The organism is Sphingopyxis sp. H115, from assembly GCF_001468465.1.
In the GTDB taxonomy this organism is placed as follows: domain Bacteria; phylum Pseudomonadota; class Alphaproteobacteria; order Sphingomonadales; family Sphingomonadaceae; genus Sphingopyxis.
On the sequence record NZ_LNSA01000038.1, the window covers coordinates 1 to 20,028 of the forward strand.

Sequence of the window (20,028 nt, forward strand, 5' to 3'; positions counted from 1 at the left end):
AACCCGCAACTATCAGCGCTTCGATGCCTATTTGCTGGGTCGGCGCGACGCCGCCAAAGTGGCGGATGTGCTTCCGTTCGATTCAAATGCTGCATCCTACCTCGCTGACCGGGCACGAAATCTTGACTGGCGGCTGCGCCGATTTGCCAAGCAGTTGAAAACAAACAAGCTTGAGGGAGTGTCGCTCGAACGAGACCGGCTCAAGCTTCAGCAAATGCCGCCTGTCACCCCACCGGAAGCTGAAGCCCTCGATCGCAAGCTCGATACCCTGCTTCCCCGCGTGCGCATCACCGAGCTGCTGCTTGAAGTCGCCGAACGCACTGGTTTTTTGAACGCATTCCGTGACCTGCGCTCAGGCAAGGAGCACGACAACCCCAGCACGGTACTCGCCGCAATTCTGGCTGATGGCACCAACCTCGGGCTGGAGCGGATGGCCAATGCCAGCGAAGGCGTCAGCTATGCCCAACTCGCATGGACCCACAACTGGTATCTTTCACCCGAGAACTATCAGGCCGCGCTGGCCATGATCATCTCAGCCCATCACGAATTACCCTTCGCGCGGCATTGGGGCGCTGGCACCAGTTCGTCGTCCGATGGCCAGTTCTTCCGGTCGGGGCGGAGCCGTTCAGGGGCGGCGGACGTCAATGCCAAATATGGCGCCGAACCTGGCGTGAAAATCTATTCTCACCTTTCCGATCACTTCGCATCATTCGGATCACGGATCATGTCCGCGACGGCAGGTGAAGCGCCTTACGTGCTCGACGGGCTTGTCCTGGGCGCCGGCAACCTTCCGTTGCATGAGCACTATACCGATACCGGCGGCGCCACCGATCATGTTTTCGCACTCTGCCACCTACTCGGGTTCCGCTTCGCGCCCCGGCTGCGCGATATTGGCGACCGCAAGCTGGGTTCGATCGCTGCGCCATCGACATACAAGGGCATCGAAAATCTGATGGGCCGCACCATCAAAACGGCAGCGATCGAGGCCGATTGGGATGACATCGTCAGGATTGTCGCCTCAATCAAGGATGGCACGGTGGCGCCGTCAGTAATCTTGCGAAAACTTGCCGCCTACAAACGCCAGAACAGGCTGGATTTTGCATTGGCTGAACTGGGCCGTATCGAGCGCACTTTGTTCACGCTCGATTGAGGGCGTAGCGTGGAAAGTACGCCAGACAACGCTAAGGACGAACAGTCAGGGAACGCTTAGGCGACGCGGCTATCCGGCGGCAGATTGAGGGCCTTGCGGCCATTGGAAGCAGCGGCTCTATCCCAGAGGAAATCGCCGGAGAAAGCAATATGCTCCCAGCCAACAGGGGAGGTATGGGCAAGCAGATCATCAGGCACCGCGACCGATGTTGACCGGAGATGTTGGGCAGCGGCATCCATGTAGATCGTGTTCCAATAGACGATCGCGGCGATGACCAGGTTGAGGCCGGATGCGCGATATTTCTGTGCCTCATGACTGCGGTCGATGATCCGACCCTGGCGGAATGTGTAGATCGCCTGCGTCAGGGCATGGCGCTGCTCGCTGTTGTTGAGGCCGGCATGGCATCGCCGGCGTAGATCGGGATTTTCCAGCCAATCCAGCATGAACAGCGTCCGCTCGATTTTGCCGATTTCCTGTAGCGCGACGTCGAGCTGGTTCTGCCGCTCATAGGCGGCGAGCTTTCGCAGCATGACCGACGGCGCCACGTGTCCGGCCTTGATCGACCCTACGAGGCGCAGCACGTCGTCCCATTGCTCAGCGATGATGTCGGACCGGATGCGCTTTCCCAATAGCGGGGTGAGGGACGGATAAGCTGCAACCGGCGCGATCGTCGCGAGCCGTCGGTCGGGAAAGTCGCGCAGGCGCGGGCAGAAGCGAAATCCAAGCATGGCGCACAGGGCAAAGACATGATCGGTCGCCCCGCCCGTGTCGGTGTAATGCTCGGCGATTTTCAGATCGGTGCCGTGGCTGGTGAGGCCGTCGAGGACATAGGGGCCCCTGTGCATTATGCGGACACAGATTCACGGTAGCGGTTTGATGAGCAGCGGCATGAGGCCATTGGCGTCGAGATCGAGGTGATCGGACCAGACATAATCGCCGGTGAGATTGATGCGATCCCAGCCCAATGGTGAGAGCCGAGACAGCATAGCCGGATCGATCTGGCTTCCGCGGCGGCGCATTTCTTCGACGGCGTGCCCAAGATAGCGACAGTTGAACAGGATGATCGCTGCGGTGACGAGGTTGAGGGCAGCCGCGCGGGTTTGCTGGTTCTCCAAGCCACGGTCGCGAAAGCGACCGAGCCGATGGAAGGCGACCGCTCGCGCCAGGCTGTTGCGCGCCTCGCCCTTGTTCAACTCGGCGGTGACCGTGCGGCGTAGCGCCGGATCGTCGAACCAGCGCAACGTGAACAGCGTGCGCTCGATCCGTCCTACCTCGCGGAGCGCCGCGGCGAGGCTGTTCTGCTGGCGGTAGGCGGATAGCTTTTTGAGGATCAGCGAGGGCGTAACGGTGCGATCACGCATCGCGCCGATGACGCGTTCGATATCCGGCCAGTGGCTGACGATCAGATCCCGGTTGAGCCTGTGACCGAACAGTGGCGCAAGCCTGCCATAGCGCTTCGAAGGTTCGAATGCGTAGAGGCGCCGGTCGGACAGGCGAGGAATGCGCGGCTCGAAATCGAGCCCGAGGAGATGCATCGTTGCGAACACGATGTCGGAAACGCCGCCTCCATCGACGTGCAGTGCGGTCAGATCGGCGTTGCTGTCATGGCCGAGGAGCCCATCGAGCGCATGGATGGCTTCTCCTGCCGTGCCGGCGATCACCGTCTGGTGCAGCGGCGCGTAGCGGTCGGTGATGGTGGTGTAGATCTTGACCACTGGGTCGCGACCATAATGGGCGTTGACCGCTCCGCCGGCTTCGCCCGGCCCGCCCAGGTAGAAGGCCTGGCCATCCGCGGAAGCCCGGTGTCCTTGCCCAAACCAGGCGGCGATCGGCTCGGCGTGGATGGCGTCGGTCAGACAGGCGAGCGCCGCCCGAAAGGTTTCCTCGCGCATGTGCCATGTCTGCATGCGCAGCAGCGCGCGGCGTGACCCTGCGCCGCATACCTCGGCCATGCGCGACAGCCCAAGATTGGTCGCTTCGGCAATCAGAGTGGCGAGGAAGGCCTGCTCATCGCCAGGCGGCAACCCGGTCGAGACGTGCCCGAAGTGCTGGGTGAAGCCGGTCCATCGTTCGACCTGCGACAGCACGTCGGTGATACGCGTGGCAGGCAGCATACCGTAGCAGGCAAGCGTCAGATGCCGTCCTTCGTCGTGCCCGGCATCATCGTCCTTCAGTTCCTTGGGGAAGCGCAATCGCTCGCCAGCGAACAGGGCAGCATCACGTCCGGCCAGATTCTGGGCGACGTCGCACAAGGCTTTGTCGAGTTGCGCGGCGCGCTGATCGAGCCATGCGTGTGGATCACCGAGCGAGAACACCGGTTGCAGCGCTGCGCCACTTGATGGCGCGAGCAGCACGTCCAGCGACCTGTGCAGCCGTGACCTCGGCACCCAGATATCACCCGATGCCAGTGCATTGGCGAGCGCCCCGTAGGTGGCCATCTCCCAATGCGTCCGGTCGATCTTGCCGGCGACCACGACATGGCGGTGCCAGCGCCGCTCGACATGACCGAGCGGAACGTCGGCAGGGAGCGGCTTGCGCCAGTCGCCATCAAGATCCGACAGGACCGTCATCGCATTGCGCAACGCCGCGGTGCCGACCCGGCCGTGGAAATCGAGCGTTTGCAGGAATAGAGGTCCTATTCGTTTGAAGGTCCGGTATTCGGCTGCGATCTCGCTCAACACATCGTCCCTGTGAGGTGCCGCGGTACGACGGATGATCGCGGCATCGGCATCGAGCATGTCGAGAGGCACGATATCCCTGAGGGCCGCGCCGATATCTTCACCGGTGCGTGCTACCCGGCTAACTGTTTCCAGCACGGTGGCGATGCGCATCAGTCGGTCACGGCCTTCGCGTCCCGAAATCGCGATTCCCTGTTCCAGGCGTTTGCGGGCACGAAGGTGAGCGCGTCCCATCAAGGCGCCGAACATGGCGATCGCCGCGTCGGTAAGCGTGGCTTCCATCTCGCGCAGCGTAGCAAGCAGGATGGCCCGCCTGCGGGAGGCGCGCATCTGTTGGAAGGCCTGGGCGGTATAGCGCACGCCTTCGCGGGCGAACTGCGTCATGCGTGGCTCGTGCAGGGGATCGACCGGAACACAGGAAATTCCGGTCCTGCGGATCAGAGCGATCTTCTCAAGGATTTCGGCGAGCGAGGCTGACGCGACGCGGGGCTGTGGTTCGCGCAGCCACGACAAGCGGCTCTGTCGATCATGCACCTTCTCATCGACCAGCGTATCGAGGCGCTGACGCATATCCGCATCGAGTTTATCATGGATTGCAGCGACCAGATCGGTTTCCACCCGCAGCATCGCCTCGGCCGCCATCCGCTCGACTACGCTGATGCCGGGGATAACGATGCGCCGCGTGCGCAGCTCGTCGAGCAGTCGATCGAGCAGAATACGCCCGTCCACGATGGGCATGGCTTCGATTTCCAGCCAGGTCATCATGATACCGCGCGCTGGCCGGCTCAGATCGGTGAAGCCGAAGCGCGCCTTGATGGCGGCAAGCTGATCGTAGCGGGTCGGCGCTCGCCGCGCGAAGTCGGCGATGGCGCCTGCATCCACCCCGACCTGCTCGGCGATATGGTCGAGCATGATCGCAGGCAACAGCTCGCCTGCGCGCAGATGCCGCCCCGGAAAGCGGAGGCAACAGAGTTGCAGGGCGTAGCTCAACCGGGTTGCCGGAGTGCGCGCGGTGCCGATTGCAGCAAGGTCCTCGGCATCGAGGCCATAGTGTCGCACCACCGCCGCCTCGCTGTCGGGCAAAGCAAGCAATGCGGCGCGCTGCCGCTGGGTCATCGGAATACGTGCGGGCATGTTTCATCCTTCAAAAACCTCTTGCCTTTTGCCCGCTTAATGAAAGAGGATTGTGAAAGGCCCAAGGCTGCGGAAATTGGTGCATCCTGTTTCCACCTCCGGATACGGCCGTTTGTGAAAGAGACGCAGATGACGCGCGAACCCTATCTGATCGGCTATGCCCGCGTATCGAAGGGCGACGACCAGTCGAACGCCGCGCAGCGGCGCGCGCTCGATGCCGCCGGCTGCAAGCGGATGTTCGAGGAGACCGCCAGCGGTGGGCGGTGGGACCGACCCAAGCTTCTGGAGATGATCGGCCAGTTGCGCGAGGGAGATGGCTCTGTTGCAAAAATCGTGAAGCTTGAGCATGCTTGGCGGAGATTGGACGGACGGAACGATGACGGATTTCAAGTGGCGCCATTTCCAGGGTGATGTGATCCTGTGGGCGGTGCGCTGGTATTGTCGCTATCCGATCAGCTATCGCGACCTTGAGGAAATGCTGGCGGAACGCGGCATTTCGGTCGACCATACGACGATCTATCGCTGGGTCCAGTGCTACGCCCCGGAGATGGAGAAGCGGCTGCGCTGGTTCTGGCGGCGTGGCTTTGATCCGAGCTGGCGCCTGGATGAAACCTACGTCAAGGTGCGGGGCAAGTGGACCTACCTGTACCGGGCAGTCGACAAGCGGGGCGACACGATCGATTTCTACCTGTCGCCGACCCGCAGCGCCAAGGCAGCGAAGCGGTTCCTGGGCAAGGCCCTGCGAGGCCTGAAGCACTGGGAAAAGCCTGCCACGCTCAATACCGACAAAGCGCCGAGCTATGGTGCAGCGATCACCGAATTGAAGCGCGAAGGAAAGCTGGACCGGGAGACGGCCCACCGGCAGGTGAAGTATCTCAATAACGTGATCGAGGCCGATCACGGAAAGCTCAAGATACTGATCAAGCCGGTGCGCGGTTTCAAATCGATCCCCACGGCCTATGCCACGATCAAGGGATTCGAAGTCATGCGAGCCCTGCGCAAAGGACAGGCTCGCCCCTGGTGCCTGCAGCCCGGCATCAGGGGCGAGGTGCGCCTTGTGGAGAGAGCTTTTGGCATTGGGCCCTCGGCGCTGACGGAGGCCATGGGCATGCTCAACCACCATTTCGCAGCAGCCGCCTGATCGGCGCAGAGCGACAGCCTACCTCTGACTGCCGCCAATCTTTGCAACAGAGCCCGCTCGGCAATGTCCAGCAGGTCGCGGGTGCTGCGGGCCAGGCGGTCAAGCCTGGTCACAGTCACAACATCGCCAGGGCGCAAGTGATCGAGCACGCGGGCCAGCTCGGGCCTGTCGCGCCTGGTGCCGGTGATCTTCTCGGCAAAGATGCGCGTGCAGCCTGCGGCGTGCAGCTCGGCGCGTTGGTTGGTCAAGTCCTGGTCGTCGGTGCTGACGCGGGCATATCCCAGCAGCAGGCCAGCGGCGGCGCTCTTGTCTTTCATGGCGTAATGTCTCCGGTTCTAGTCGCAAGTATTCTATTTCATGCAACTAAAACACGCGACAAAAAACGCCAGGGAAAGGGCAGGGTGGTGTCGTTTTCAGAAGACGGCTGCACTGAACGTCAGAAGCCGACTGCACTATAGCAGCGGAGGGGTTGGATCCATCAGGCAACGACGGGCTGCTGCCGGCCATCAGCGGACGCAGGGAGGACTTTCCGCAACCGGCCGTTCGATGCGGCACCGATGGCCTTCGCGCAGGGGTAGTGAATCCGCCAGGATTGACTTGCGCTGCCCTACCTCTCACTAGTGAGGGGCGGCAGCGCATCAAGCGGTGAGCGCACTCCGGCACCGCCAACTTTCAGCACATGCGTGTAAATCATCGTCGTAGAGACGTCGGAATGGCCGAGCAGATCCTGCACGGTTCGAATGTCGTAACCGCTGCGGAGCAAGGCCGTCGCGAACGAGTGGCGGAGGGTGTGCGGTGTGGCGGGCTTCGTGATGCCTGCTTGTTCTACGGCACGTTTGAAGGCGCGCTGAAAGGTCTGGTCATACATGTGATGGCGACGCACGACACCGCTCCGTGGATCGGTCGAATGCGTGTGCTGCGCAAAAACCCAGAACCACGGCCAGGAATGCCCGGCGCGCGGATACTTCCGCTCAAGGGCGTCGGGAAGCGCAACGCCGCTGCGGCCCTCGGCCTGGTCCTTCAGCCACCATGCCCGTGCACGCGACAGCTGCTCGCGCAGGCTGGGTGCCAAGCTCTCGGGTAACATCAAGGCCCGATCCTTGGAGCCCTTGCCCTCCCGCACGATGATCGTGCCGTGATCGAAATCCAGATCCTTGACCCGCAGTTGCAAACCCTCACTGATCCGCATGCCCGTTCCATACAGAAGCTGGGCGAACAAACGATGCTCGCCTTCCAGAAAACCGAGGATGCGAACCACTTCATCCGGGGTCAGCACCACCGGCAAGCGCCGCGACGGCCGAGGTCTTCCGATCTCCTGAAGCCAGGGCAGATCCGTGCACAGCACCTTGCCGTAGAAGAACAGCAAGGCCGCCAATGCCTGACGATGCGTGGAGACCGAAACCTTGCGCTCGTTCGCCAGCCAGGACAGAAATGCCTCGACTTCGCTGCTGCCCAAGGTTGCCGGGTGACGCACACCGTGGAAACGGATGAAGGCACGAACCCAGTGGACATAAGCCTGTTCGGTTCGTAAGCTGTAATGCAAGTAGCGTATGCGCTCACGCAACTGGTCCAGAACCTTGACCGAACGCAGCGGTGGTAACGGCGCAGTGGCGGTTTTCATGGCTTGTTATGACTGTTTTTTTGTACAGTCTATGCCTCGGGCATCCAAGCAGCAAGCGCGTTACGCCGTGGGTCGATGTTTGATGTTATGGAGCAGCAACGATGTTACGCAGCAGGGTGACGGTGTTCGGCATTCTGAATCTCACCGAGGACTCCTTCTTCGATGAGAGCCGGCGGCTAGACCCCGCCGGCGCTGTCACCGCGGCGATCGAAATGCTGCGAGTCGGATCAGACGTCGTGGATGTCGGACCGGCCGCCAGCCATCCGGACGCGAGGCCTGTATCGCCGGCCGATGAGATCAGACGTATTGCGCCGCTCTTAGACGCCCTGTCCGATCAGATGCACCGTGTTTCAATCGACAGCTTCCAACCGGAAACCCAGCGCTATGCGCTCAAGCGCGGCGTGGGCTACCTGAACGATATCCAAGGATTTCCTGACCCTGCGCTCTATCCCGATATTGCTGAGGCGGACTGCAGGCTGGTGGTTATGCACTCAGCGCAGCGGGATGGCATCGCCACCCGCACCGGTCACCTTCGACCCGAAGACGCGCTCGACGAGATTGTGCGGTTCTTCGAGGCGCGGGTTTCCGCCTTGCGACGGAGCGGGGTCGCTGCCGACCGGCTCATCCTCGATCCGGGGATGGGATTTTTCTTGAGCCCCGCACCGGAAACATCGCTGCACGTGCTGTCGAACCTTCAAAAGCTGAAGTCGGCGTTGGGGCTTCCGCTATTGGTCTCGGTGTCGCGGAAATCCTTCTTGGGCGCCACCGTTGGCCTTCCTGTAAAGGATCTGGGTCCAGCGAGCCTTGCGGCGGAACTTCACGCGATCGGCAATGGCGCTGACTACGTCCGCACCCACGCGCCTGGAGATCTGCGAAGCGCAATCACCTTCTCGGAAACCCTCGCGAAATTTCGCAGTCGCGACGCCAGAGACCGAGGGTTAGATCATGCCTAGCATTCACCTTCCGGCCGCCCGCTAGCGGACCCTGGTCAGGTTCCGCGAAGGTGGGCGCAGACATGCTGGGCTCGTCAGGATCAAACTGCACTATGAGGCGGCGGTTCATACCGCGCCAGGGGAGCGAATGGACAGCGAGGAGCCTCCGAACGTTCGGGTCGCCTGCTCGGGTGATATCGACGAGGTTGTGCGGCTGATGCACGACGCTGCGGCGTGGATGTCCGCCAAGGGAACGCCCGCCTGGGACGTCGCGCGGATCGACCGGACATTCGCGGAGACCTTCGTCCTGAGATCCGAGCTCCTAGTCGCGAGTTGCAGCGACGGCATCGTCGGCTGTTGCACCTTGTCGGCCGAGGATCCCGAGTTCTGGCCCGACGCCCTCAAGGGGGAGGCCGCATATCTGCACAAGCTCGCGGTGCGACGGACACATGCGGGCCGGGGTGTCAGCTCCGCGCTGATCGAGGCTTGCCGCCATGCCGCGCGAACGCAGGGGTGCGCCAAGCTGCGGCTCGACTGCCACCCGAACCTGCGTGGCCTATACGAGCGGCTCGGATTCACCCACGTCGACACTTTCAATCCCGGCTGGGATCCAACCTTCATCGCAGAACGCCTAGAACTCGAAATCTAACGTCCGTTCGGGCATCGAGGTCCATGTCGGGGTGGGACGGGCCCGTGGCTTCAAGATCACTTGCAGTCCGACCGCGATGTCTTGGTTGCGCGAGAGGTTGTCGATATCCTCCACTTCCATCATCAACCCTGGATAATGCCGCCGCCGTCATCGCCGCCGACGCCCGTGCCGGGCTTTTCGGGCCTGTCAGGCTTGCTCGGCCTTCAGCCTGCCTGGGGTGACTACACGAAAGTGACGTATCTGCACGCTAAGGGCGAACAAATCCGGTACGATGCCAGCAGATGCTATTCGCAGGCTTTCCTGCCCCTTTTATGTGGTGCCGCCCTACGGGCGCCGATATGGGAGGGCGGCAATCCGATTGACCAACGATCGAGGTAGAACCCTGCTCGCCAAATATGTGAGCTGGTTGCCCATCCCCGGTATGGCGAAGGATTGCCGATAAACCAGAGCGTGGACTGCATGGGACGCGCACCGGTCAACGTCCATCAAACCCAACCTCCCCCACTTCAAATCGCTGAGGGCAGCCATGTCTGTGTCGATTCCACCGGGTGCAAAAGACCCAACACTCACTCCCGTCCCGGCAAGCTCCACGGAAAGCGCTCGCATGAGGGTGCTCACATAGGCTTTCGACGCGCCGTAGACCGCTTGGAAGGGCACGGATGTTTCGCCCGCCAGGCTCGACACGGCGATTACTGAGGATTCAAACGGCTGCTCCCTGAAAATCGCAATCAGGCGAGCCAGCAAATCCGTGAAACCGAGTATGTTTGTTTCAATTACCTCGGCATAAGTGTCGGCACGGCCTGCATCAAATGAACCAACGCTCGTCATTCCGGCAACCAACAAAGCGGCTGTTACTTGCAATTCTGCAACCTTAGCCGCGATTTTCTCCCTGCCCTCGATTTCACGTTGATCAGCCACTATAATCTCGCACGGCACATTGAACCGCTCGTCAATTTCGGTCTGTAGCTCCCGCAAGTTGTCGAGCCTTCGTCCAACAATCAGGGGCTTGGCCTGGTACGATGCCGCCAAGCGGAGGGCGGACGCTCTGCCCAAACCGGTCGAAGCCCCTGTGACCAGCACCCACGAGTTCTTGATCGCCAGCGGTTTCACGCGTTTTCCAGAGCCTTGTATAGGGCGGTTTTGCCGATCTTGAGCCGGGCCGCCGCCTCACGAACAGTGAGGCCCGCTGCGATATGCGCCCGCGCTTTACGTAGTTTGTCGGGGGTAACGACAGGCCGGCGACCACCCTTGTTGCCCCGCTCGCGTGCGGCCTTGAGGCCGGCATGAGTGCGTTCACGGATCAGGTCACGCTCGAATTGGGCCAGCGAGCCGAAGATGTTGAACACCAGCATGCCGCCCGAAGTGGTGGTGTCGATATTCTCGGTGAGTGAGCGGAACCCGATGCCGCGCGCCGCAAGCTCGCCGACCTTCTCGATCAGGTGGCTCATCGAGCGGCCGAGGCGGTCGAGTTTCCAGACCACCAGCGTGTCGCCGGGGCGCAAATAGGCGAGCGCTTCGGTTAGGCCAGGCCGATCGGCTTTTGCCCCGGATGCGTGATCGTCGAATATACGGTCGCACCCGGCAGTGTTCAGCGCGTCAAGCTGGAGCGACAGCTTCTGGTCTGCGGTCGAGACGCGCGCATAGCCGATCAGCGCCACATGATGCCCGATCCTGTCCGTTTTCCCGTCATTATGCGATCTTGTCCGAATCGCCGTTACAGGTCCAGAGTTAACGGACATATTCCTGTTGGCCGCCAGAGGACCGTCTGACGGACACGCAAAGCGAAGGAGATGATGCTTGGCGAGACGGCGACTGGTGAGCCTGGAAATCTGGGCGAGGCATTATGGCGCGCCGCTCGATGAGCGCGAGATCGCGCGTCATTATACGCTGACCAGCGACGACCTGGAAATTGTCGGCCGCCGTCGCGGCGATGCCACCCGGCTCGGCTATGCGATGCTCATGCTATATATGAGATGGCCTGGCCGTGCGCTGGAAGCGGGCGAAGTCCCGCCCGCTCCTGTGCTCGCCTATGTGGCGCAGCAACTCGGCGTCGCGCCGGCAGCCTTCGCGGATTATGCCCATCGGGACCAGACCCGTCGCGAGCATCTCGTCGAAATCCGACGATCGCACGGGTTCAGGATTTTTGACCGCAACGCTTTCCGTGAAGTTGTCGCCTTCTCGGTCCCAATCGCGCAGACCATCATACACCCCGGCCAGATGGCAGACGTCATCGTCGATGAACTCCGGCGCCTGCAGATCCTCCTGCCTTCTCCGTCGATTCTCGAAGCGGTGCTGCGGCGGGCGCGCCAGCAAGCCGAACAGCTTACCTATGAAGTGCTCACGAATGGCCTGCTGCCTGACACCCTTCAGGGCCTGGACGATTTGCTGGCCCGACGACCGGGGCAGGTCGCGACATGGCTATCCTGGATGCGCAATGCGCCACAATCGCCGGCAGCGCGCAACATCCTGCGCCTGATCGAACGGCTCGCCTATATCCGCGCGCTGGGCCTCGATCGCGCCCGTGCCGACATGATCCCGGCTTTGACTTTTGACAGGCTGGCGGACGAAGGCAGCCGCATCACACCCCAGCACCTTGGCGAACTCAATGCCCTGCGCCGCCATGCGACGCTGGCGGCAACCGGCATCCGGCTTGAGGAAAGCCTGACCGACGCCACCCTGACGATGTTCGACAAGCTGTTGGGCAGCATGGCGCGCCGCGCCGAGAACCGGACCCGCGACAAAGCCCTCAAGACGGTGCGCGAGTTGCAAGGCCACCTCCGGACGCTCACGGGGTCTTGCCGCCTCCTCATCGACGCGCGCAGCAAGGGCGTGGATTCTCTGGCGCAGATCGAGGCGCTGGACTGGCAGCACTTCGCCGTGGCCGTCGAGCAGGCCGAAGTGCTCGGGCGACCGGAAACCGTCGATCGCACCGCCGAATTGATCGAGCGGCATCGGACGGTGAAGCTCTTTGTCGGCGCTTTTCTCAACGCCTTCGAGTTTCGCGGCGCCGGCGCGGTTCAGGGGCTCCTGTCAGCGCTGGCCATCATCGCGGAGCTATATCGGACCGGCAAACGGCGCTTGCCTGATCGCGTGCCGCTACGCTTTGTGCCGCCCGCATGGCGCCCGTTCGTCCTGCGGGATGGCATCGTTGATCGTGCCGCTTATGAACTATGCGCCTTGTCGCAACTACGCGAGCGGTTGCGAGCCGGGGATATATGGGTCGCGGGAAGCCGGCAGTTTCGCGATTTCGACAGCTATCTCATACCGCCGGCGACCTTTGCGGCGCTGCGCGAGAAGGGGCCGTTGCCGCTCGCCATCGAAACGGATTTCGAGCGCCATATCGAGGAACGGCGCACCAGGCTCGACACGGCGATCGAGCAGGTAACGGTCCTTGCACGGCAAGGGGAGCTGCCCCAGGTTAAGCTTGACGAAAACGGTCTCATCATCTCGCCGCTGAAGGCGGCAACACCGCCCGCCACCGAGATTGCCCGTCGCGCCGCCTATGATCGACTGCCGCGCGTGAAGATCACCGATCTTCTGCTGGAGGTCGATGCCTGGACCGGGTTCAGCGAATGCTTCATCCATCGTCGTTCGGGCCGGGAAGCCGACGATCGCAATGCGCTGCTCACGGTCATCCTCGCCGATGGCATCAATCTCGGCCTCACACGCATGGCGGAAACCTGCCGGGGCGCAAGTCTGCGTCAGCTCGCCCATCTTCACGACTGGCACATCAGCGAAGCCGCCTATGGCGAAGCGTTGGGAAGGCTGATCGACGCCCATCGCGCCATGCCGCTCGCCGCGCTGTGGGGAGACGGCACCACTTCGTCGAGCGACGGACAGCAATTTCATGCCGGGGGCCGTGGGGCCGCGATCGGCGACATCAACGCGCGCAGCGGCAACGAACCAGGCGTTGCCTTCTACACCCATGTCTCGGATCGATATGACCCCTTCGCAAGTCGGGTGATCGCGGCGACCGCTGGCGAAGCGCCCTATGTGCTGGATGGCTTGCTGTATCACCAGACCGGCCTGACGATCGAGGAGCACTACACCGATACGGGCGGGGCATCGGACCATGTGTTCGGCCTCATGCCCTTCTTCGGCTACCGCTTCGCGCCGCGCCTGCGCGACATCAAGGAGCGTCGTTTACACCTCCTTCCCGGCCAAGAATCCGGCCCCTTGCTTGCCGGCATGACGGCCGAACCGATCGCATTGGGTCATGTCGCGGCGCATTGGGACGAACTGCTGCGGTTCGCCACGTCGATCCGCACCGGCACCGTCACTGCTTCGGCAATGCTGCGCCGCTTGTCCGCCTATCCGCGACAGAACGGACTGGCCCTCGCACTACGCGAGCTGGGCCGCCTCGAACGCTCCATTTTCATGCTCGACTGGCTGCGCGACATCGACCTGCGCCGGCGCACCCAGGCGGGCCTCAACAAAGGCGAAGCCCGCAACGCGCTCGCCCGCGCGCTCTTCTTCAACCAGCTCGGCGAACTGCGCGATCGTCGGTTCGAGAACCAGACCTATCGCGCCTCCGGCCTCAACCTGCTCGTCGCCGCCATCATCTTGTGGAACACTCGCTATCTCGAAATGGCGCTGGCGGACATCGGCACAGCCGACGAAATCGCACGCCACATCGCGCCATTGGGCTGGGAGCATATCTCGCTGACCGGTGACTATAGCTGGAATGTTGAAGATCAACCCGATCCGGACGCCTTGCGACCGCTGCGCGCCGTCAACTCCCTACTTGCCGCGTGACGTTCGCTATCCGTTCGCCCTTTCCGTGCAGATACGTCACTTTCGTGTAGTCACCCCAAGGCGTCCAGCGTTTGCTCTCCTATGCCCGGGGCATCGGTTAGCTCACGGATATATCCGGGCGCAAATGTGTCATTCTGCTCCTTGTCCCCCTGCCCTTCGCGCCAGTCGTCAGTCCCGCGATATGCAACAACATACTGTCCATTTTTCTGAAATACCGTAGCCGAAAAGCCGCTATCCGGGTCGGTGTAACTACGAAGCAGATCAACCGACCAGCCCTCGAGTCCCGGAATCTGCTCGGTCGTTAACGACTGCAGACCGGTATCGCTTCTCTGCCCGTCGAGGCTACGGCTAATTCCTTCTTTTCGATAGTAATAATAGGACTGAGCACTCAGTAAAACATACTCGCTCGCAGACGGTGCGGACATTTTATCCATCCTATACTGAAACGCATATCTCCAAATATGCATGCATGATAAATCAGGTATTATTTCTCAGAATTTGACCAAATAAGTAAGAAATCCACGCTATGGCAGGCCAAATAACTATTGTTGTAAAAATAAACTTCGCACTTCCGCCGATAAAAAATAACATAGATAACAATATGCATATTAGGCAAATTATGCTACAGACTGCGATTCCAAATTTCTTAGAAATCAATGACGAAATTAGAGAAGCGATCGATATTACAATGCTATAAATCAATGCCTCACTGGTAAAATATATCATAATACTTACCTCGTGCCAATGGAGGTGCAAGAAACGCCTTCCTCCCTCTCACCAGAGCTGCCATTGAACCCTCCGCCACAGCCGCAGAACGCGACAGGAGCCGGGCCCGGAATGGCTAATGCTCGCCAGGCTGCCATGCCGCCGACCCGTTCGCGGGTTGTGTATCGGCGTGTCGGATTTACTTGCACGTCAACCGCCCCCGATCATTCATGCACAGCGCCTCGATCACCGGGCCTCACCCGGCGATAAGCGTGTGGAATCGGCCGAGATTCCCTACCCTCGACCGCACAGGAATGACATACGGCGCAGGTTATGCAACTGGATTTTGAGCTTGATTTTTGACGAATTTGTTTCCGAGACGAAAGCAAAGGCAGTATTAACCGCGTCGTACGGCGGATTTTCTGGGCTTTGCTTGCCCATCAACCGCGACCTGTCAGTACAACTGACGAATTAACATTCAATTTGGACCTTTTTCCTGCGACGCATGTTTGCGTTCACCGTCACGGCTGCCGTTGACAGCGCCGACGAAGCAGCTACCCAATCGATATCGGGCATGACCTCGATTGGAGCGCATATCCCGAAAGTTTCAACAAGCCTTCAAGGAGATGATGGTGGCCAAGAAAGAGGCGAATGGTTCGGCCAAAGCGAACGTGGAACAGCAGGCACCCGCCGCCGCAGAAGCGGCACCTCCGACCGAGATCAATCCCGAACTCGCCGCGAAGATCGCAGCCGTCCGCACGCATATCCGCGAGAGCTTCGGCAAGGTCGCGATGGCGATGATGATGCTCCCGCGCTACCGCAGCCAGACACTCGCCGACCTGCAGCATCTAATCCTGGAACCGCTGATGCGCGACCGTGTCGCGATCGCCTATCCGGGCGGCGACAAGGCGGGTCAGCTCGCCGACATCGCGGGGCTCGCCATCTGGGCGAGCGTCAGCGAAGAGGTCGATGCGAAGATCCGCGAACAGGTGCAGGCAGGCACCTTCCCGATCCGCCTCAAGGCCGAGGACTGGAACAGCGGTGATATCAATTGGCTGCTCGACGTCATCGCGCCCGACCAGCGGACGACCGCCAACGTCATCGCCAATTTCAAACAGGTCGTGAAGGAAGGAAGTCTCCGCCTTCACCCGATCGTCACGCGCCTCGTCGATGCCGAGACGCTGCAGAAAATGGGAGCGGAGAAGATGGGCGCTCCCGCGAGTGCAGAGCGGGAGGAAGCCACGGTTAACTGAGCGATGAGCTATGAACCAATAGCAAAAAGGGGCGCGGCGGCGCCCCTTTTCATATCTGCGAGGCCCGAGCCCAGCAGGAGTTCCACTATCGCTCGCGGCCCGCCTCATCCAAGGTCTGGGCAATCGGCGACAGCAGATACTGGATGATCCGACGCTCGCCCGTTTTGATCTCCGCCTGCACTGCCAAGCCGGGTCCGATGACCTGATCGCGACCTCCGACCCGGATAGTCCGTTTGAGCAGACGAATACGCACCGAATAAACAAGCCCTTGGGGAGACGGAGGAGCACTCCCCTCCCCCTCGCCATTCTGGCTCGCGCGTTGCGCGGGCAATTCCACCGCATCGCGACTGATGCTCTCCACGATTCCCGGAACGATGCCATAGTCGGTAAAGGGAAAGGCCTCAAGTTTCACGCGGACCTTCTGTCCTTCGCGGATGAAACCGATGTCGCGATTCAGAATATGCGCCTCGACGACCGCCTCGGCATTGTCCGGGACGATGATCATTAGCGGCTGCGCCGGCTGGACCACACCGCCAACCGTGTTGACGACAAGCTGTTGCACCGTCCCGGAAACCGGCGCGCGCAATTGCTGGAAAGCTGTCCGGCGCTCAGCCTTGGTCACCTCTTCGCGCGCGATGCCAAGTTTCTCCTGGCTCTCGGAAAGCTCGGCGACCGCCGACTTGCCGAAAGTCCCCCGCAGCCGCACAAGCTGCGCGTCGATATCGCGTATAGCGGCACCGGTCTGGTCGGCCCTTGCCCGTTGCACGGCGATATTCTGTTCGTGCTCAACCTTGAGCTGCTCATATTCGAGCAGTCGGATTTTCGAAAAATAGCCCTTCTCGGCAAGCTCCTCGCGCGCCGCGAGCTGCCTCTCGACGATCGGCAGCGTCTTTTCGAGTTTCGCGACTTCCGCCAATGCGCCCGTCAGTTCGGCGCTGTGTTGCGCCCGCTGCTGGACGAGGCTCGCGCGCTCGCCCTCATATTCGGCAATTGCAGTCCGCACGAAAGCCGCCTGCGTCTGTGCAACTTCGGCCGACGTCCCGGGCGGCGCCACGAACCGCGCTGCTCGCCCTTCGACATGCGCGAGCAGCGCGGCATTCCGCGCTGCGACAACTTCGGAGGTCAGCATGTTCGTCGATGCTTGCGCGGCCTCCGCGCCGGCGAGCGTCGGGTCGAGCTCGATCAGCAGGTCGCCCGCTTTCACATGCTGCCCATTCTTCACATGGATAGCGCGGACATAGCCGATTTCGATCGGCTGAATGATCTTCACATTGCCGGACGGCACCACCTTGCCGCTCGCGGTCGCGATAACATCAACCTTTCCGATCACGGACCACGCAAGGCCGATGACGAACAAGCCGCAAAGCGATAGCATGAGCCAGCGCCAGCCGGGGCTCGGCGGCTTCTCGACGATCTCGAGGGCAGCCGGCAGAAATTCATGGTCGGTGCGTGGTTTGGCGACAGCATCAGCCTCGTCCTGCATCCGCCAGCTCGCCTTGAGGATCGCCCAGTGGCGCGCGAGTGCCGGAAAGCGCTCGCTCATTCGCTCGCCAAGGCTCATGGGACGGTCACCCCCATTTGCTTGGTATAGAGCTGGGCATAGCGCCCGCCCGCGCGGAGCAATTCCTCATGGCTTCCTTGCTCGGTGACCTCGCCGGCCTCGACCGTGATGATGCGGTCGCACTGACGAACTGCCGACAGGCGGTGCGCGATAATGATGACCGTCCGCCCCTTGGCGATGCTCGCGAGATTATGCTGAATGATCTCCTCGCTTTCGGCGTCGAGCGCAGAGGTCGCCTCATCGAAGATCAGGATGCGCGGATCGTTCACGAGCGCGCGGGCGATCGCGAGACGCTGGCGCTGACCGCCCGACAGATTGCTGCCGCGCTCCTCGATCACCGTATCATAGCCATGGTTCATTTGCAGGATGAATTCATGCGCGCCCGCAAGCTGCGCCGCGGCCATCACAGCTTCCATCGGCCGCGTTGGATCGCCCAGTGCGATATTCTCACGCACCGTGCGGTTGAACAGGATATTTTCCTGAAGCACGACGCCGATTTGGCGCCGGAGCCACGGAGGATCAACGAGCGCCAGATCTACGCCGTCGACGAGCACACGCCCCTGTTCAGGGATATACAAGCGTTGCACCAGCTTGGTCAGTGTCGACTTGCCTGATCCTGACGGCCCGACGATGCCAAGCATTTCGCCCGCCCTGAGTTCGAGGCTCACGCCGCGCAGCGTCTCGGGCATATCAGGCCTGTAGCGGAACCGGACCTGGTCGAAGGTTACGTCGCCGCGGATCGGCGGCAGGCTTGCCCGATTGGGGTTATATTCGGGCTCCGCGGGTGTGTTCAGAACGTCGGCGAGACGGTCCACCGAGATACGGACCTGCTGGAAATCCTGCCAAAGCTGAGAGAGACGAAGGATCGGTGCCGCGACGCGGCCCGAGAGCATGTTGAAGGCGACGAGCGAACCGACAGAAAGATCGCCGGCGATCACCGCCTTCGCCCCGAAATAAAGGATCGCCACGGTCGTCAGTTTCGAGACGACCTGGATTAGGTGGCTGCCAGTATTCGCGAGCTTGGCGACGTCGAAGCCGGTGTTGGTATAGCCCGAGAAGAGCTTCTCCCAGCGGTCGCGCATCTGTGGCTCGACCGCCATCGATTTCAGGGTTCCGATCCCGGTCACGCTCTCGACCAGAAATGACTGGTTCTCGGCACCGCGACGGAATTTTTCCTCGAGCAACGTTCGCAACCTTGGCGAGATCGTCATCGAAATCGCGACATAGCAGGGGATCGAAAGCAACACGATCAGGGTCAGGAACGGCGAATAGAGGAACATCACGGCGAAGAACACGATGGTGAAGAACAGGTCGATTACGACCGTCACCGCATTCGAGGTGAGGAATTGACGAATATTCTCGAGTTCGCGCACCCGCGCCACGCTGTCGCCAACACGCCTGGATTCGAAATAGCCGAGCGGTAGGTTCAGCAAGTGGCGAAACATCTTCGAGGACAGCTCGCTGTCGACCCGGTTGGTCGTGTGCGAGAAGAGCCAGTTGCGCAATCCCGACATCAAGGTTTCGAAGAGCAGGATGACCGTGAGCCCGAAGGCCAGGACATCAAGCGTGGTCATCGACTGGTGGACAAGCACCTTGTCAATAACAAGCTGGAAGAAGATCGGCGAGATGAGACCCATCAGCTGAAGGAAAAAGGAACCGATCAGAACGTCGCGGAGCGGCTTCCGGTATTTGACAAGGGCCGGGATGAACCAGGCGATGTCGAACGGGCGCTTGTCGCCGGCCATTGCCTCCCGCGAGGTGAGAAGCAGCAACCGTCCAGTGAAGCGCTCCGCGCCTTCTTCGGCCGTCCATATTTCGGGGCGTTCCGCGTCGCCACGCTGGACGAGATAGCGGGGCTTGAGGCTCGCGTCCTCGATCTTGAGAAGGATAACACCGCCATGCGAGCGGGATTCGGCAAGCGCCGGAAGCGGCAGCTTGCTCAATTCGTCGAGCCGAGCGGTACGAATCTTGGCGATGAGGCCGAGGCGTTTCGAGATGCGCGCAAAATCTTCTACGCCCCAGGGCTCGTCACCGCGACCACGGTCGTGGATCATCTGCGCCGGATCGGCAGGCGTCCCGAGGAATTTCGCGAGCAGGATGAAACAGGTCAGCGATGGGTCTAGCGCAAGAGGTGCGCCACCGGCCTCCGCGACATGTCCCTGCGGCCCCTGATCTGTCTCTCCCGTACCTGACATGCATCCCCCGTAAAGCCCAAGCATTGACCACCGGAACCGGAATCAGCTGTCGCTGGTCAATTGCAGGCCTTTGCTTCCTGCATGTATCATTCTTTCTTCGACAGAGAATAGCTATCTCAAAACATTGTCAAATCTGGATACAATTTAATGATGCGCCATAGTTCGCGCGATCACCGACGTGTTCGTTCCAAAATAAAAAGGGCCAGCTTGCGCCGGCCCTGGTAGGTTTTGGGAGAGGATGCCTGAAAGGCATG

General features: G+C 61.2%; 13 protein-coding genes and 3 pseudogenes. 7 read left to right on the forward strand and 9 right to left on the reverse strand.

Annotated elements, in window-relative coordinates; genetic code table 11:
- Positions 1-1,147: pseudogene (locus tag ATE71_RS19205) on the forward strand (Tn3 family transposase); the annotation flags it as partial.
- A gap of 59 nt (positions 1,148-1,206) precedes the next feature.
- Here the strand turns inward: ATE71_RS19205 and ATE71_RS19210 are convergent.
- Positions 1,207-1,992: pseudogene (locus ATE71_RS19210) on the reverse strand (Tn3 family transposase); the annotation flags it as partial.
- 18 nt (positions 1,993-2,010) lie between these two features.
- Positions 2,011-4,944, reverse strand: a complete 2,934-nt coding sequence (locus ATE71_RS19215) for a Tn3 family transposase (protein WP_058804985.1) — start codon at positions 4,942-4,944, stop codon at positions 2,011-2,013.
- 39 nt (positions 4,945-4,983) lie between these two features.
- Between ATE71_RS19215 and ATE71_RS22975 the strand changes: the two genes are divergently transcribed.
- Both ATE71_RS22975 and ATE71_RS19225 read left to right on the forward strand, forming a co-directional pair.
- Positions 4,984-5,373: a recombinase family protein gene (locus tag ATE71_RS22975; protein WP_235588083.1), complete on the forward strand. Its 390-nt coding sequence runs from the start codon at positions 4,984-4,986 to the stop codon at positions 5,371-5,373.
- A complete protein-coding gene (locus tag ATE71_RS19225; protein WP_001389365.1) occupies positions 5,339-6,103 on the forward strand; it encodes an IS6-like element IS6100 family transposase in 765 nt (254 codons plus the stop codon). The genes ATE71_RS22975 and ATE71_RS19225 overlap by 35 nt, the downstream gene beginning before the upstream one ends.
- Positions 6,104-6,156: 53 nt before the next feature.
- Here the strand turns inward: ATE71_RS19225 and ATE71_RS21880 are convergent.
- Together ATE71_RS21880 and intI1 are read right to left on the reverse strand one after the other, a co-directional pair.
- A pseudogene (locus ATE71_RS21880) lies at positions 6,157-6,420 on the reverse strand (recombinase family protein); the annotation flags it as partial.
- A gap of 290 nt (positions 6,421-6,710) precedes the next feature.
- On the reverse strand, positions 6,711-7,724 hold the full coding sequence (gene intI1, locus ATE71_RS19235) for a class 1 integron integrase IntI1 (protein ID WP_000845048.1): 1,014 nt from the start codon (positions 7,722-7,724) through the stop codon (positions 6,711-6,713).
- A gap of 101 nt (positions 7,725-7,825) precedes the next feature.
- On the opposite strand from intI1, the gene sul1 reads away from it, so the two are divergent.
- Positions 7,826-8,677: a sulfonamide-resistant dihydropteroate synthase Sul1 gene (gene sul1 / locus ATE71_RS19240; RefSeq protein WP_000946487.1), complete on the forward strand. Its 852-nt coding sequence runs from the start codon at positions 7,826-7,828 to the stop codon at positions 8,675-8,677.
- A 127-nt stretch (positions 8,678-8,804) separates the two neighbouring features.
- Positions 8,805-9,305, forward strand: a complete 501-nt coding sequence (locus ATE71_RS19245; RefSeq protein WP_000376623.1) for a GNAT family N-acetyltransferase — start codon at positions 8,805-8,807, stop codon at positions 9,303-9,305.
- Between the two features lie 324 nt (positions 9,306-9,629).
- Here the strand turns inward: ATE71_RS19245 and ATE71_RS19250 are convergent, their stop codons facing one another.
- Together ATE71_RS19250 and ATE71_RS19255 are read right to left on the reverse strand one after the other, a co-directional pair.
- Entirely contained in the window at positions 9,630-10,415 is a 786-nt protein-coding gene (locus ATE71_RS19250) for an SDR family NAD(P)-dependent oxidoreductase (protein ID WP_058801149.1), read from the reverse strand.
- Entirely contained in the window at positions 10,412-10,963 is a 552-nt protein-coding gene (locus ATE71_RS19255) for a recombinase family protein (RefSeq protein WP_004213210.1), read from the reverse strand. Before ATE71_RS19255 ends, ATE71_RS19250 begins: the two co-directional genes overlap by 4 nt.
- Before the next feature lie 139 nt (positions 10,964-11,102).
- On the opposite strand from ATE71_RS19255, the gene ATE71_RS19260 reads away from it, so the two are divergent.
- On the forward strand, positions 11,103-14,060 hold the full coding sequence (locus ATE71_RS19260) for a Tn3 family transposase (protein ID WP_031286087.1): 2,958 nt from the start codon (positions 11,103-11,105) through the stop codon (positions 14,058-14,060).
- 50 nt (positions 14,061-14,110) lie between these two features.
- Here ATE71_RS19260 and ATE71_RS19265 read toward each other — a convergent pair whose 3' ends face one another.
- Complete coding sequence (locus tag ATE71_RS19265) at positions 14,111-14,485, reverse strand: hypothetical protein (protein WP_152998853.1); 375 nt, start codon at positions 14,483-14,485, stop codon at positions 14,111-14,113.
- 912 nt (positions 14,486-15,397) lie between these two features.
- Between ATE71_RS19265 and ATE71_RS19270 the strand changes: the two genes are divergently transcribed.
- Positions 15,398-16,018: a toxin-activating lysine-acyltransferase gene (locus ATE71_RS19270; RefSeq protein WP_197412005.1), complete on the forward strand. Its 621-nt coding sequence runs from the start codon at positions 15,398-15,400 to the stop codon at positions 16,016-16,018.
- Between the two features lie 85 nt (positions 16,019-16,103).
- On the opposite strand, the gene ATE71_RS19275 is transcribed toward ATE71_RS19270, so the two are convergent.
- Together ATE71_RS19275 and ATE71_RS19280 are read right to left on the reverse strand one after the other, a co-directional pair.
- Positions 16,104-17,561 (reverse strand): HlyD family type I secretion periplasmic adaptor subunit, encoded by a 1,458-nt coding sequence (locus ATE71_RS19275; RefSeq protein ID WP_058801152.1) that lies wholly within the window; start codon positions 17,559-17,561, stop codon positions 16,104-16,106.
- Between the two features lie 14 nt (positions 17,562-17,575).
- Positions 17,576-19,774 (reverse strand): type I secretion system permease/ATPase, encoded by a 2,199-nt coding sequence (locus ATE71_RS19280; protein ID WP_082656953.1) that lies wholly within the window; start codon positions 19,772-19,774, stop codon positions 17,576-17,578.
- Positions 19,775-20,028 lie beyond the last annotated feature (254 nt).